A 13,431-nucleotide genomic window follows, 5' to 3' on the forward strand; every position below is an offset into this window, starting at 1 on the left:
TTCGCTTTTGCCAGCGGATTCGCGCCATGGCGCGTTCTAGCGCTTGTATCGCCGCAGGTTCTGGCTAAAGTGCCGCAGATTTGCACGCGGCATCGCCGCCCTCCCCAAGACCAGACGGACGGAAACCATGGCATCGCATAAAGACGTGAAAAAGGTCGTTCTCGCCTATTCGGGCGGTCTCGACACCTCGATTATCCTGAAGTGGCTGCAGACCGAACTCGGCGCGGAAGTCGTCACCTTCACCGCTGACCTCGGCCAGGGCGAAGAGCTCGAGCCGGCGCGCAAGAAGGCCGAAATGCTCGGCATCAAGGAGATCTACATCGAGGACGTCCGCGAGGAATTCGTCAAGGATTTCGTCTTCCCGATGTTCCGCGCCAACGCCGTCTATGAAGGCGTCTACCTGCTCGGCACCTCGATCGCCCGCCCGCTGATTTCCAAGCACCTGATCGACATCGCCAAGAAGACAGGCGCCGATGCCATCGCCCATGGCGCCACCGGCAAGGGCAACGACCAGGTTCGCTTCGAGCTTTCGGCCTATGCTCTGAACCCCGACATCAAGATCATCGCTCCCTGGCGCGACTGGTCGTTCAAGAGCCGCACCGACCTGCTCGAATTCGCAGAGAAGCACCAGATCCCGGTTGCCAAGGACAAAAAGGGCGAGGCGCCGTTCTCCGTCGACGCCAACCTTTTGCACTCCTCGTCCGAGGGCAAGGTTCTCGAAGATCCGGCCCAGGAAGCTCCCGAGTACGTGCATATGCGCACGATCTCGCCGGAAGCGGCCCCGGACCAGGCGACCGTCATCAAGATCGGGTTCGAGCGTGGTGACGCCGTCTCGATCAACGGCGTGCGCCTGTCGCCCGCCTCTCTGCTTGCCAAGCTCAACGAGTACGGCCGCGACAACGGCATCGGCCGCCTCGACCTCGTCGAAAACCGCTTCGTCGGCATGAAGTCGCGCGGCGTCTATGAGACCCCCGGCGGCACGATCCTGCTTGCCGCTCACCGCGCGATCGAATCGATCACGCTCGACCGGGGTGCTGCCCACCTCAAGGACGAGCTGATGCCGCGTTATGCCGAGCTGATCTACTACGGCTTCTGGTTCTCGCCGGAGCGCGAGATGCTGCAGGCAGCGATCGACAAGAGCCAAGAGCATGTCGAAGGCGAAGTGACGCTGAAGCTCTACAAGGGCAACGTCATGACCATCGGCCGCGAAAGCGACAAGTCGCTCTATTCCGACAAACTCGTTACCTTCGAGGACGACCAGGGCGCCTACGACCAGAAGGATGCGGCCGGCTTCATCAAGCTCAACGCGCTGCGCCTGCGCACGTTGGCTGCGCGCAACCGCTAAGTCGGTAAGCGCCGAAAGACAAAACCTCCGCGATCCGTTCGCGGAGGCTTTTTTTTCCGTTACTCCGCCGCCTCCGGCAGCGGATCCTCGCGGTCAACGGCCGGGGCCAGCAGCTTCAACCGAACCGTCCGGCGATACCAGAGATAGCTGAGGATAGAGACGACGCCAAAGCTCGGAATGATCGTGCCAAGCGCAAGCACCGGGACACCGACGGCAGCGGCGATCGCCCCACCGAGCAGGCCTGAGCCCATCTGGACGAAGCCCATCATCGCGGATGCCGTGCCGGCGATATCGGGAAAGGGCGCCATCGCCGCCGTCATCATGTAGGGCATGACGAAGGCGATGCCGAAGGCATAGATGCCAATCGGCAGCATGACCGAGAGGAAACTCGGCGCAAGTGCATGCATGCTGTAAGCAAGGATCAGGCTGGCGAGACCGATGAAGACGAGGCCGGCCGGTACCAGCGCCTGCGGTGTGAAACGACGCATCAAGAGCCGCACAACCACCGTTCCCGAGAAGAACAGGCCTGACTGCATCAGCATGCCGACGCCGAACTCGGTGGGCGTCAGGCCGACTTCGTTGATCAGCACGAAAGGCAGCATCGTCGCCCAGGCATAGAGCGCGCCGACAGCTCCGCCGATGACGAGCGTCGAGGAGATGAAACGGCTGTCGCTCACCAGCCTGCGATAGGCCGCAAGGATCGGCCTTAGGTGGCCCTTGCTCGGATCGGGCGTCGCCGTCTCGGCCATGAAGAACTGCACGGTGATGCAAGCCATCGCGGCAAAGCCGACCATCAGCAAGAAGATCGACTGCCAGCCGAAAAGGCCGAGCGCCAGGCCGCCGAGGGTCGGCGACAAGGCTGGCCCCAGCGCTAGCATCATGCCGATCATGTTCATGATCCGCGCCGCTTCGGTGCCGGTGAACTGGTCGCGCACGATCGCGCGCGCCACCGTCATGCCGACGGAAGCACCGATACCCTGTACCAGGCGCCCGGCAAGCAGCACCGCAACGGAAGGCGCAAAGGCCGCCATCAGGCTGCCGACGAGATAGATCGCCATGAAGATCAGCGTCGCGCGGCGGCGCCCGATGACGTCGGACAGCGTGCCGGAAACGAGCTGGGCAAAGGCGAAGCCGGCGAAATAGAGCGACAGCGTCATCTTGATCGCCGCCTCGCTCGACGAAAACGCCCGCACCAGGTCCGGCATGGCCGGCGTATAGAGCGCCATGGATACAGGCCCGAGCGCCACCAGGAAGGCCCCGATGATACTCGTGCGCCGCTCGCTCATGCGACGCGTCATTGCGAGGCTCCGGACTCGCCCTCTGACTTCTCGCCAGCTTCCTTGCCGGCGAGACACGGATCAAGCTCACGCAAGTTGTCGCGCAGGATGCGCAAGTTGGCGCAGAGAACCTCGCGCGTCGCCTCGTCGAGCCCCGCGGTATAGGCGTTCATCATCTCCCTGAGCCCCGTCATCAGCTCGGTGAGCAGCGGACCTGCCTTCTCGGTGATGGCGACGTTTTTGGCGCGGCGATCCGCCGGATCCGGCACGCGGGCAACAAGGCCCATCGCCTCCAGCCGGTCGAGATAGGCCGAAAGCGTCATCGGCTCGATGCCCATGCGGGTGGCGATCTCGGCCTGCTTGATGCCCTCTTTCAGCACCACCTGGATCAGCGTGCGCGCCTCGCCGGGCGTGATGCCCAGATCCATGGCATTGACCTTGCGGTCGAAAGCCCCGCGCAAAAGGCGCGAGACGTCCGTGAGCAGCATTCCGATGGTTTCGGATTCAAGTTTGAAGGGCATCAGGATCGTTCACAAATGATATAATAAGTTTTTCTTATCATATCCCCTGACGCCGTTCAACACGCCCCTGGTTGCGGCTAGCCTTCTAGCTCCTCGCGCAGCATTTCGAGCTCCAGCCATTCCTCCTCCATGCGGGCGAGATCCGCACGAAGCTTCTCCAGTTCCTGCGCGAGCTTCGCAAAGGCGTTTGGATCTTTTGTGAAAAGCTTGGGATCAGCCATCTTTTCTTCGCGCTTGGCGGCATCGGCCTCTGCCTTGGCGATCTCCTTCGGCAGGTTTTCGAGCGCGAATTTCTGCTTGTAGGAAAGCTTGCCCTTGGCGGCCTTCGGCGCATCGGCGGCGGGTGCAGCGGCGTCGGCTTTGGCCTTTTCCGCCTTCTCTGCCTTGCGCTTCTCTTCAATCGCGCCCTTGCGCTGCGCCATCATGTCGGAATAGCCGCCGGCATACTCGATCCAGCGGCCATCCGGCTCCTCCGGGTTTGCCGGCGCGATCGTCGAGGTGACCGTACGATCGAGAAAGTCGCGGTCGTGGCTGACGAGGATGACCGTTCCGGCAAAGCCGGCGACGATCTCCTGCAAGAGGTCCAGCGTCTCGATGTCGAGGTCGTTGGTCGGCTCGTCGAGGATCAGAAGATTGGTCGCCCGCGAAAGGATGCGCGCCAGCATCAGCCGAGCGCGCTCGCCACCCGAGAGCTCGCGGATCGGCGTGCGCGCCTGTTCCGGCTGGAACAGGAAATCCTTCATGTAGCCGGTAACGTGGCGCTGCTCACCGTTGACAAGCAGGTTGTCGCCGCGCCCGTCGGTCAGGTAATGGGCCAGCGTGTCGTCCAGGTTGAGGTCTTCGCGCTTCTGGTCGAGCGTCGCCATTTCGAGGTTGGTGCCGAGCTTGACCGTGCCAGCGTCCGGCTCGATCTGACCGGTCAACATCTTGAGGAGCGTCGTCTTGCCGGCACCGTTCGGACCAACGAGACCGATGCGGTCACCGCGATGGACGCGGATCGAGAAGGGCGCGACGATGGTGCGGTCACCATAGGCCTTGCTGACCTTTTCGGCCTCGATCACCAGCTTGCCGGACTCCTTGGCGTCAGCTGCCGTTGCCTGCACGGTGCCTTGAGGCCCCTTGTGGCCGCGATAGACCGCGCGCATGGTCTGCAACTCGCCGAGGCGCCGCATGTTGCGCTTGCGCCGCGCCGTCACGCCGTAGCGCAGCCAGTGCTCCTCGCGCTCGATCGCCTTGCCGAGCTTGTGCTGCTCCAGTTCCTCGGCCTCCAGCACCTCGTCGCGCCAGGCTTCGAAATGGCCAAAGCCGCGATCGAGCCGGCGCGACTGGCCACGGTCGAGCCAAACGGTCGCCGTCGAGACCTTCTCCAGGAAGCGCCGGTCGTGCGAGATCAACACCAGCGCCGAACGGCTGCGGGTAAGCTCCTCTTCCAGCCATTCGATCGTCGGCAGGTCGAGATGGTTGGTCGGTTCGTCAAGCAGCAAGATGTCAGGTTCCGGCGCCATGACGCGCGCCAGTGCGGCACGGCGCGCCTCACCGCCCGAAAGGCGCGTCGGGTCTTCTTCGCCGGTCAGGCCCAGATGCTGCAGCAGGTAGGCGACGCGATAGGGATCGTCGCTCGGTCCGAGGCCGGCTTCGGCATAGGCCTGCACCGTGTCGTAGCCGTCGAAATCCGGCGCCTGGTGGAGATAGCGGATGGTCGCTGAGGGATGGCGGAACACCTCGCCCGACTGTGCCTCTGAAAGGCCCGCGGCGATCTTCATCAAGGTCGACTTGCCCGAGCCATTGCGCCCGACAAGGCAGATGCGATCGCCCGGTTCCACTTGCAGATTGGCACCGGCAAGCAGCGGCGCGCCGCCGAAGGTCAAGAAGATATCGTCGAGTTTCAGAATTGGGGGCGCCAAGGCTCAGGCTCCGGAAAGATCATAGGGGCGGGCAAGCACGATGGCGCGTCCGCTCTTGAGGCTGAAGCGAAGGGGACCCTCCGCGACGTTGGATACGGTTCGGGACGATCCGAACGGCAGGGTGAAATCGTCAAGCGGATAGCGCGCATTGACGATCGAAAGGCCGGTCAGCTCGGTCAATCCCAGCACGGAAAAGAGACAACCTTTCGGCAGGTCGAGATCGAGCGTGCCTGCCAGCAGCGGGTAGGCTTCTTCCTCGCCCGAGGTCATCAGCACCGAAAGCCCGCGCTCGGCAAGCGCTGCGGCCTGCAGCAGGTGCAGGAAGGCATGGTCGCTGCGGCTGCCGCCAAGCGCGCCGGCAAAGATCAGCCGATCAGCGCCGCGGGACAACGCAGCCTCGACCGCGATCTCGCCATCCGTCGCAGCCTTTGCCGCCGGGTAGGGCTCGCGTGGAACGGAGGCGAACTCGGACAGCAGGGCGTCTTCGGTCGAATCGAAATCGCCGACCCAGACATCCGGCACGACGCCGAGCAAGCGGGCATGGCGCATGCCGCCGTCAGCGGCAACGAAGCGGCTGCCGCTGAGCTGCTCTGTCAGCCGGCTGGTCACCGAGAGGGCGCCGCCAAGCAATATGGTGAAGGTCGATCGAGCCATGGCAATGCCCATAGCGCAAAGGATCGCGGAAGGAAAACGAAGAAAACCGCAAACCGCTGCGATCGCAGCAATTTGCCGAAGCCGTCAGTGTCCTTCCGGCACCGGTTCCGGGAATAGCATGCCGGCATAGATCCCGGGTGTTGAATCGGGAATTTCGATCGCGCCGGCCACGCGCTCGTAGAACTTCGCCGGACCGACGCCACCGATGACCGCATAGCCGTAGCCCGCCTCGCGCATCGCCGTCAGGCTTGCAAGCAGCAGCGCCTCGCCGATGCCCTGCCCACGCATACCTTCATCGACGCCGGTTGGGCCGAAGAAGCCGAGCGCTGTCACGTCGTGGCAGGCAAAGCCGACGATCTTTTCGTCGTGCACCGCGACGTGCATGCGTGTCGGGGTCGAGGAGAAGGCAGCTTCCGCTTCGCCTGCCCAGCCGGCGCCAAACGTCTTTTCGATCCAGGAGACCACCAGACGGCGTTCCGGCGCCATGGCGCGACGGATGCTGATGCCTGAACCAAGCCGCGACTGGGGCTCTGCCGGAAGGGCATAAAGTCGAACTAGCATATCTGGCATGGGATTTCCTCCTTGCGGCCAAGCGTGATGGTGTCATAGCGCAGTTGCCGGTTGGCGAAAACGCCCGACAGAAAATGGGCTCGCCCCATGCGTCGCCCATTCCAAACACCGCTTGCCATGGAGCCGCCGCAGCGGTAAATCTCTTGCCGCTCTAACGGGGTGCCTCCCGACCGCATGGCGGCCGGAGGCTGAGAGGCGTCAAAACGCCAACCCGCGGAACCTGATCCGGCTCATACCGGCGGAGGGATTAGACGCGATCGCACCGATACGCCCTTTTCCCGTGCAACAACGAACTTTGGGAGAGGTGCTTCGCATGTTCAATTCATCACAGCTCAAAATACTTAGCCGGCTAGCGCTGGCCGCAAGCGCAAGCCTTGTTTTCACCGGTTATGCCGCCGCTGCCGACAAGACGCTGACCGTCTACACCTATGAAAGCTTCATCACCGAATGGGGGCCGGGCGCCAAGGTGGCGGAAGCCTTCGAAAAGACCTGCGAATGTAAGGTCAACTATGTCGGTGTTGCCGATGGCGTCGAACTCTTGACGCGCCTAAAGCTCGAGGGTGCTGCCTCGAAGGCCGACATCGTGCTCGGTCTCGACACCAACCTCGTGGCGGAAGCAAAGGCAACGGGCTTCTTCGCACCGCATGGCATCGAAGCGAAGGACCTGAAGGTGCCCGGCAACTTCTCCGACGACACCTTCCTGCCCTATGACTACGGCCATTTCGCCGTCGTCTACGACACCGAGACCCTGAAGACACCGCCGAAGAGCCTCAAGGAACTGGTCGAAGGCGACGCGTCGCAGAAGATCGTCATCGAGGACCCGCGCACCTCGACGCCGGGCCTCGGATTGCTGCTTTGGGTCAAGGCGGTCTATGGCGACGAGGCGGGTGCTGCCTGGGCGAAGCTCAAGGACCGTGTTCTGACCGTCACCCCCGGCTGGTCGGAAGCCTATGGCCTCTTCACCAAGGGCGAAGCGCCGATGGTGCTCTCCTACACCACCTCGCCCGCCTACCACATGGTCGCTGAGAACACCGAGCGCTACCAGGCGGCCACCTTCTCGGAAGGTCACTACATCCAGATCGAAGTCGCCGGCATGACCAAGAGTGCCAAGGAGCCGGAACTGGCAAAGCAGTTCCTCGCGTTCATGACCGGTCCGGAATTCCAGTCGATCATTCCGACAACCAACTGGATGATGCCGGTCGCAGCAACCAAGGAGCCGCTGCCGGACGCCTTCAACAAGCTGGTCAACCCGGAGAAGACCTTCCTGCTGCCATCGGAAGAGGTCGCGAAGAACCGCAAGGCCTGGATCGACGAGTGGCTTGCTGCCATGAGCAAGAACTGAGGCCGGATTGTTCGCACTTCGCGAAAACCGCATGACTGTTGTCGCCGGGGCGATTTGCCTCGGCGCCTTCCTGCTCTTCGTCGGCCTGGCGATCGCCGCCTTGCTCGCCCAAACCGGCGGCACGGACGAAGGCACTCTGTTCGACGCCTATATCTGGCGCGTCACCCGCTTCACGCTGCTGCAGGCAAGCCTTTCCACTCTGCTATCCGTGCTCTTCGCGATACCGGTGGCGCGGGCGCTGGCGCGGCGGCCGCGTTTCTTCGGCCGGATCTGGCTGTTGCGGCTGATGGCGCTGCCGCTCGGCCTGCCCGTTCTCGTCGGCGCACTCGGGCTGATCGAGATCTGGGGACGCCAGGGCTTCCTCAATTCCGGCCTGCGCTGGCTCGGCCTCGAGCAACCGATCAGCATCTATGGCCTGTTCGGCATCCTGCTTGCCCATGTCTTCTTCAACATGCCGCTTGCGGCGCGCCTGTTCCTGGCCGGCCTCGAGCGCATTCCCGCCGAATACTGGCGCAGCGCTGCCAATCTCGGCATGCCCTCCCGAGCGCTCTTCCGCTTCATCGAATGGCCCGTCCTGCGCGGCCTGTTGCCAGGCGCGGCCGGCCTCGTCTTCATGCTCTGCGCCACCAGCTTCACGCTCGTGCTGACGCTTGGCGGCGGGCCCGCTGCCAGCACCATCGAGGTCGCGATCTATCAGGCGCTGCGCTTCGATTTCGATCCGCCACGCGCCATCGCGCTGTCCGGCCTGCAGATCGCCATGACCGGCGTCCTGCTTCTCATCCTCAGACGTCTGGCAACGGATCCGGAAGAGGGCATGACCGGCGGCCGAACCGTTCGACGCTTCGATGGCACAACGACAGCGGCGCTGTTCAACGATGGCGCCTGGATCATCCTGGCATTGCTCTTCCTCATCGCCCCGTTGATTGCGGTGGTCGTCTCCGGCCTGCAGGCCGATCTTCTGAAGCTCGCGCGCGATCCGAGCGTGCACCGGGCACTGATGACGAGTGCGGCGATCGCGCTCGCCTCGGCACTCGCCTCCGTCGCCATGGCGGCCGTGATGATCCGCGCCGCGGCGACGGTCACCGCGCCACGCCATGCGGGCGCGCCGGCACACGGCCTTGCCGGTGCGATCGGCGCCAGTACCTCGCTGATCCTGCTGGTGCCGCCTGTCGTGCTCGGCGCCGGCTGGTTTCTGCTCCTTCGCCCCTTCGGCGATGTCGCGCGCTTTGCGCCTGCCATCGTCGTGGCAATCAACGCCCTGATGGCGCTTCCTTTCGTCCACCGCATCCTGGCGCCGGCCATGGCGACGCACGCGGCGCGTTCCGAGCGGCTGACAGCGAGCCTCGGCATCCGCGGTTTTCATCGCCTGCGATGGATCGACCTTCCGGCGCTCCGAAGGCCACTGCTGATGGCGCTCTCCTTCGCCATGGCGCTATCGCTCGGCGATCTCGGCGCCGTCGCCCTGTTCGGCTCGCAGGACATGGTGACGCTTCCCTGGCTGCTCTATAGCCGCATGGGCAGCTACCGCACCGCCGATGCGGCCGGCCTCGCCCTCTTCCTCGGGCTTCTCTGCCTGATCTTCACCATCCTCGGCACAACGGAAGACGTCCGCCGGCGGGAAGGACGCAAAGCATGACCGAGCCCAACGCTGCCATAGAACTGCGCAATGTCGAGATTCGTTTCGAAACGACCACGCTGCACTTCGATTGCACTATCGCTGCCGGCGGCATCGTCGCCGTTGCCGGCGCCTCCGGTTCCGGCAAGTCGACGCTCTTTCACCTCATCGCAGGCTTTGAAGATGCCGACCACGGCGAGATCCGTGTCCTCGGCCAGAACGCTGCCAACCAGGCACCTTCGGAGCGTCCGGTCTCGATGATCTTCCAGGACAACAATCTCTTCGCCCATCTCGATGTCGCGACCAATGTCGGCCTCGGTATCGACCCGGCACTTCGCCTGACGGACGAAGATCGGAAGAGGATCGAGGACGCGCTTCGCCGCGTTGGGCTTGAAGGCTTCGGACGAAGGCTGCCGCCTACGCTTTCCGGCGGCGAACGCCAGCGGGTCGCGCTCGCCCGCGCACTTGTGCGGCACCGCCCCCTCCTGTTGCTGGATGAACCATTTGCGGCCCTCGACCCCGGGATGCGCACCGGCATGCGCACGCTTCTTGGCGAACTGCACGCGGAAGAAGGCAACACCATTCTGATGATCACGCACCATCCCGAAGACGTGAAGGCGTTGGCCGATAGCGTGCTTTTTCTCGACCAGGGGCGTATCATTGCACACGATACGCTCGACCGCTTCCTGGAGCGGCGCGACAATGCGGCAATCGACCGCTTTCTTGGCAACGCGTGACGGTGGGGCCGGTTTCTCCTCGCCCTCAGCCGATCGCCACAATTTGACCGCGGCGCCGTGCGACGCGCGAAATATCCGGCCGGGAGCGCGAATATTCGCGCATCCGTTGCCGTGATACCACGGGGCAACTATTTCTACCGAGACAAACTAGGCAGGTGGCGCTGAAATCAGATACAGCAAGACCAGGGCTGAACAGTCGCGGCGGAGCAACGCTGCCGGACTGAAAAAGTAGGACTTTCAACGCTGTCGTTCCATTGCCCCGCTGCATGCGGGTGGAGCGACAGACGGGAAACGGGCTGAGGCATGGAGAGGCATACAGTCACACACGACCGGTTCCCGCCGAAACGCGGACGGCTGCGTGCACGCGCCGTGGTTGCACTGATCGCGACCGCGCTTCTCTCCGCATGCCAGTCGGTGATCGAGCAATCCTACGAGCCGACAGTTTCGCCCTCGTCCAATCCGCAGATTGTCGACGAGGTCCAGAAGAACGATCCGCGCGCGAAGATGGGCGCACGCGAACATCCGCGCATCGTCGCAAGCTATGGCGGCGAATACAAGGACGCGAAGACCGAACGGCTGGTCGCCCGCATCGCCGGAGCGCTGACCGCCGTCTCGGAGAACCCGCAGCAGTCCTACCGCATCACCATCCTCAATTCGCCGGCGATCAACGCCTTTGCACTGCCGGGCGGCTATCTCTATGTCACCCGCGGCCTGCTGGCCCTTGCCAATGATGCCTCCGAAGTCGCCGCCGTACTCTCGCACGAGATGGCGCACGTCACCGCCAACCACGGCATCGAACGTCAGCAACGCGAGGAAGCGGAAGTCATCGCCAGCCGCGTGGTCTCCGAGGTGCTGTCGTCCGATCTCGCCGGCAAGCAGGCGCTCGCCCGCGGCAAGCTGCGGCTTGCGGCCTTCTCGCGCAACCAGGAGCTCCAGGCCGACGTCATCGGTGTGCGCATGCTCGGCGAAGCCGGCTACGATCCTTACGCCGCCGCACGCTTCCTGGACTCGATGGCAGCCTATAGCCGCTTTACCGCCGTCGATCCGGAATCCGACCAGAGCCTCGACTTCCTGTCGAGCCACCCGAATGCACCGCAGCGTGTGGACCTTGCGCGCCGGCATGCCCGCGCCTTCGGGCCGGAGGGCACCAGCGGCGATCGCGGCCGCGACTATTACCTCGCCGGTATCGACGGCCTGCTCTACGGCGACAGCCCCCAGGAAGGCTATGTCCGCGGCCAGACCTTCCTGCACGGCCAGCTCGGAATCCGTTTCGACGTGCCGACCGGCTTCCAGATCGACAACAAGGCAGAAGCGGTCCTTGCGACCGGGCCCGGTGACATCGCTGTGCGCTTCGACGGCGTGGCGGATACGGGCGGTCGCAGCCTGACCGACTATATCGCCAGCGGCTGGGTCACCGGCCTGCAGCCCGACACGATCAGGCCGATCAACATCAACGGTCTGGAAGCCGCGACCGCGCGTGCCTCGGCCGATCGCTGGGATTTCGATGTCACGGTCATCCGCATCGACACCCGCATCTACCGCTTCCTGACCGCCGTTCCCAAGGGTTCGAACGCGCTCGAGCCGACAGCGAACCAGCTGCGCAGCTCGTTCCGCCGCATGACGCAGGGCGAGGCCCAATCGCTGAAGCCTCTGCGCATCCGCGTCGTAACGGTAAGGCCCGGCGAGACGATCGCAACGCTTTCCGCCCGCATGATGGGGACGGATCGCAAGCTGGACCTGTTCCGGGTGATCAATGCGATGCAGGTCACCTCGACAGTGAAGCCGGGCGACAAGGTCAAGATCGTTTCCGAGTAAGCACGGCACCAAGGCGCATATGCTGCTGAAGGCTCCGGCCTTCGCTGCTGCGCCAGACCTCGATGTTCGAACACAGGGCAGTGCCTCGGATTGAGGTCCAAGCCCGTACGACTATGCCCCTGAGGCCTACAGCGCCGCGCGTCCTGTCAGACACGCAAAGGCACTTTGAAGTGCTGCATGGTTTTGTCCTTTGACCGGCTACGGCCAAAGAAAACATGCACGGCTAGAGCATTTCACTGTTTCATTAAAACAGCGAATTGCTCCAACTGTTTGAAATTGCGCAATTCCGGACGGAAAACCGTTTCGCACTTTTCCTGGAATTGCTCTAAAGCGCGTCGCGATCTTTCAGATTCACTCCTTGCGCTTTAAGCGCTCGACATTTCGCAGGTCGTTATCACAAAACCGCTGCGCACTTTTGCGCGACAAGCTTTAGTGAATGCCCGCAGTCAGGGCCGGCGCTTTGGTCGCGAGCGCCACTCTGAGCTTTTCGAGCGCCCGAGTTTCGATCTGTCGCACCCGTTCCTTGGAAATGCCGAGATCGAGGCCGAGCTCTTCCAGCGTCGCACCGTCCTCCGACAGTCGTCGTGCACGGATGATCCGCATCTCCCTTTCGGTCAAGGCACCCAGCGCATCGCGGAGCCACACACGGGCCCGCTCGCCGTCGATCATGTCGCTGACCTGTTCGTCCGGAAGCGGCGCATCGCTGGCCAGGAAATCCAGCCGCTCGCCGCCATCGGAATCGGCGCCGCCAACGGGGGCCTGCAAGGAAGTGTCGCTGCCGGAAAGCCGCGCATCCATGGTCTGCACATCGGCGATGCTGACGCCGAGCGCCGCGGCAATTTCCTCATGCATAGCCTGCGATGTAAGTTGCCTGTCGCCTTGCGCCAGACGTGCACGCAACCGCCGCAGATTGAAGAACAGCGCCTTCTGAGCCGAACTCGTGCCGCCCCTGACGATCGACCAATTGCGCAGGACATAGTCCTGCATCGATGCCCGGATCCACCAGGTCGCATAGGTCGAAAACCTGACCTCACGGCTGGGTTCGAAGCGGGCCGCCGCTTCCAGGAGGCCGATATGGCCTTCCTGCACCAAGTCGCCCATGGGCAGGCCGAAGTTGCGGAACTTCGCTGCCATCGAGATCACGAGCCGCATATGCGACATGGCGATCTTGTTGCGGGCTTCCTGATCATGGTCGTTCCGCCAGGCCTGTGCCAGCGCGTGCTCCTCGTCGCGCTCGAGATAGGGCGCCTCCATTGCGATCTTGATCATCCGCCGGTCTGCAGTGAGAGTCTTCATCGATCACTCCGTGACTGGCGCCCGGGCGCCATTGCGTGTGAAGTCTAAAAGGCCGGACAGATGGCGCGTCCGGCAGCAGGGGCGTCTAGATCACGATGATTTGGATCGGATCGATCCAAATCATCGTGATCGGTTCCTTTAAGTCAGAGCGGGATGGGCGCGGAAAACCGCATGATCTTTTCCTTCCCCGCTCAAGAGCCCCGGCGCCGAACTTGAAGAAACGACGCGGCGCCCTAACTTCAAAATCACGAACCTGAACGGTGACGGATCACAGAACCAAGATCGCCCGGCGCGAAAGCGGCGCGTTCCTGCCGGCTAATGTAAATGCGCGTGGCGGGCAAAAGTTCCATCAGAT

Annotated in this window: 11 protein-coding genes and 1 riboswitch; of the genes, 5 read left to right on the forward strand and 6 right to left on the reverse strand. The window is 63.4% G+C overall.

Annotated features, from left to right (window positions below):
• Positions 1-127 precede the first annotated feature (127 nt).
• Positions 128-1,345 (forward strand): argininosuccinate synthase, encoded by a 1,218-nt coding sequence (locus tag IB265_RS21635; protein ID WP_057254897.1) that lies wholly within the window; start codon positions 128-130, stop codon positions 1,343-1,345.
• Between the two features lie 59 nt (positions 1,346-1,404).
• Here the strand turns inward: IB265_RS21635 and IB265_RS21640 are convergent, their stop codons facing one another.
• The 5 genes from IB265_RS21640 to IB265_RS21660 form a co-directional block, all read right to left on the reverse strand.
• Positions 1,405-2,643: a multidrug effflux MFS transporter gene (locus IB265_RS21640; RefSeq protein ID WP_057254896.1), complete on the reverse strand. Its 1,239-nt coding sequence runs from the start codon at positions 2,641-2,643 to the stop codon at positions 1,405-1,407.
• On the reverse strand, positions 2,640-3,143 hold the full coding sequence (locus IB265_RS21645; protein WP_057254895.1) for a MarR family winged helix-turn-helix transcriptional regulator: 504 nt from the start codon (positions 3,141-3,143) through the stop codon (positions 2,640-2,642). Before IB265_RS21645 ends, IB265_RS21640 begins: the two co-directional genes overlap by 4 nt.
• A 77-nt stretch (positions 3,144-3,220) precedes the next feature.
• On the reverse strand, positions 3,221-5,047 hold the full coding sequence (locus IB265_RS21650; RefSeq protein WP_057254894.1) for an ABC-F family ATP-binding cassette domain-containing protein: 1,827 nt from the start codon (positions 5,045-5,047) through the stop codon (positions 3,221-3,223).
• 3 nt (positions 5,048-5,050) lie between these two features.
• On the reverse strand, positions 5,051-5,701 hold the full coding sequence (locus IB265_RS21655) for a thiamine diphosphokinase (RefSeq protein ID WP_057255087.1): 651 nt from the start codon (positions 5,699-5,701) through the stop codon (positions 5,051-5,053).
• 84 nt (positions 5,702-5,785) lie between these two features.
• The gene (locus IB265_RS21660; RefSeq protein WP_057254893.1) at positions 5,786-6,271 is read right to left on the reverse strand and encodes a GNAT family N-acetyltransferase; all 486 of its coding nucleotides are present in this window, start codon (positions 6,269-6,271) and stop codon (positions 5,786-5,788) included.
• Positions 6,272-6,416: 145 nt separating this feature from the next.
• A riboswitch (TPP riboswitch) is annotated at positions 6,417-6,535 on the forward strand.
• Between the two features lie 49 nt (positions 6,536-6,584).
• Here IB265_RS21660 and thiB point away from each other — a divergent pair.
• From thiB to IB265_RS21680, 4 genes are all read left to right on the forward strand, one after another.
• Entirely contained in the window at positions 6,585-7,613 is a 1,029-nt protein-coding gene (gene thiB, locus IB265_RS21665; RefSeq protein ID WP_057254892.1) for a thiamine ABC transporter substrate binding subunit, read from the forward strand.
• A gap of 7 nt (positions 7,614-7,620) precedes the next feature.
• Positions 7,621-9,249 carry a thiamine/thiamine pyrophosphate ABC transporter permease ThiP gene (gene thiP / locus IB265_RS21670; protein ID WP_256436665.1) on the forward strand — a complete coding sequence of 543 codons (1,629 nt, stop codon included), beginning with the start codon at positions 7,621-7,623 and terminating at the stop codon, positions 9,247-9,249.
• Positions 9,246-9,965 (forward strand): thiamine ABC transporter ATP-binding protein, encoded by a 720-nt coding sequence (gene thiQ, locus IB265_RS21675; RefSeq protein WP_057254891.1) that lies wholly within the window; start codon positions 9,246-9,248, stop codon positions 9,963-9,965. The genes thiP and thiQ overlap by 4 nt, the downstream gene beginning before the upstream one ends.
• A 303-nt stretch (positions 9,966-10,268) precedes the next feature.
• Positions 10,269-11,780 (forward strand): M48 family metalloprotease, encoded by a 1,512-nt coding sequence (locus IB265_RS21680; RefSeq protein ID WP_057254890.1) that lies wholly within the window; start codon positions 10,269-10,271, stop codon positions 11,778-11,780.
• Positions 11,781-12,209: 429 nt separating this feature from the next.
• Here the strand turns inward: IB265_RS21680 and IB265_RS21685 are convergent, their stop codons facing one another.
• On the reverse strand, positions 12,210-13,076 hold the full coding sequence (locus IB265_RS21685) for an RNA polymerase factor sigma-32 (RefSeq protein ID WP_057254889.1): 867 nt from the start codon (positions 13,074-13,076) through the stop codon (positions 12,210-12,212).
• Positions 13,077-13,431: the final 355 nt, after the last annotated feature.

This window comes from Ensifer sp. ENS10, from assembly GCF_014852025.1.
GTDB lineage: Bacteria > Pseudomonadota > Alphaproteobacteria > Rhizobiales > Rhizobiaceae > Ensifer.

Bases quoted from the DNA above. Each gene is read 5' to 3' on its own strand.
- IB265_RS21640 (WP_057254896.1), bottom strand. From the start codon at position 2,643: ATGACGCGTCGCATGAGCGAGCGGCGCACGAGTATCATCGGGGCCTTC.
- IB265_RS21635 (WP_057254897.1), top strand. From the start codon at position 128: ATGGCATCGCATAAAGACGTGAAAAAGGTCGTTCTCGCCTATTCGGGC.
- thiB (WP_057254892.1), top strand. From the start codon at position 6,585: ATGTTCAATTCATCACAGCTCAAAATACTTAGCCGGCTAGCGCTGGCC.
- IB265_RS21680 (WP_057254890.1), top strand. From the start codon at position 10,269: ATGGAGAGGCATACAGTCACACACGACCGGTTCCCGCCGAAACGCGGA.
- IB265_RS21645 (WP_057254895.1), bottom strand. From the start codon at position 3,143: ATGCCCTTCAAACTTGAATCCGAAACCATCGGAATGCTGCTCACGGAC.
- thiQ (WP_057254891.1), top strand. From the start codon at position 9,246: ATGACCGAGCCCAACGCTGCCATAGAACTGCGCAATGTCGAGATTCGT.
- IB265_RS21660 (WP_057254893.1), bottom strand. From the start codon at position 6,271: ATGCCAGATATGCTAGTTCGACTTTATGCCCTTCCGGCAGAGCCCCAG.
- IB265_RS21655 (WP_057255087.1), bottom strand. From the start codon at position 5,701: ATGGCTCGATCGACCTTCACCATATTGCTTGGCGGCGCCCTCTCGGTG.
- IB265_RS21685 (WP_057254889.1), bottom strand. From the start codon at position 13,076: ATGAAGACTCTCACTGCAGACCGGCGGATGATCAAGATCGCAATGGAG.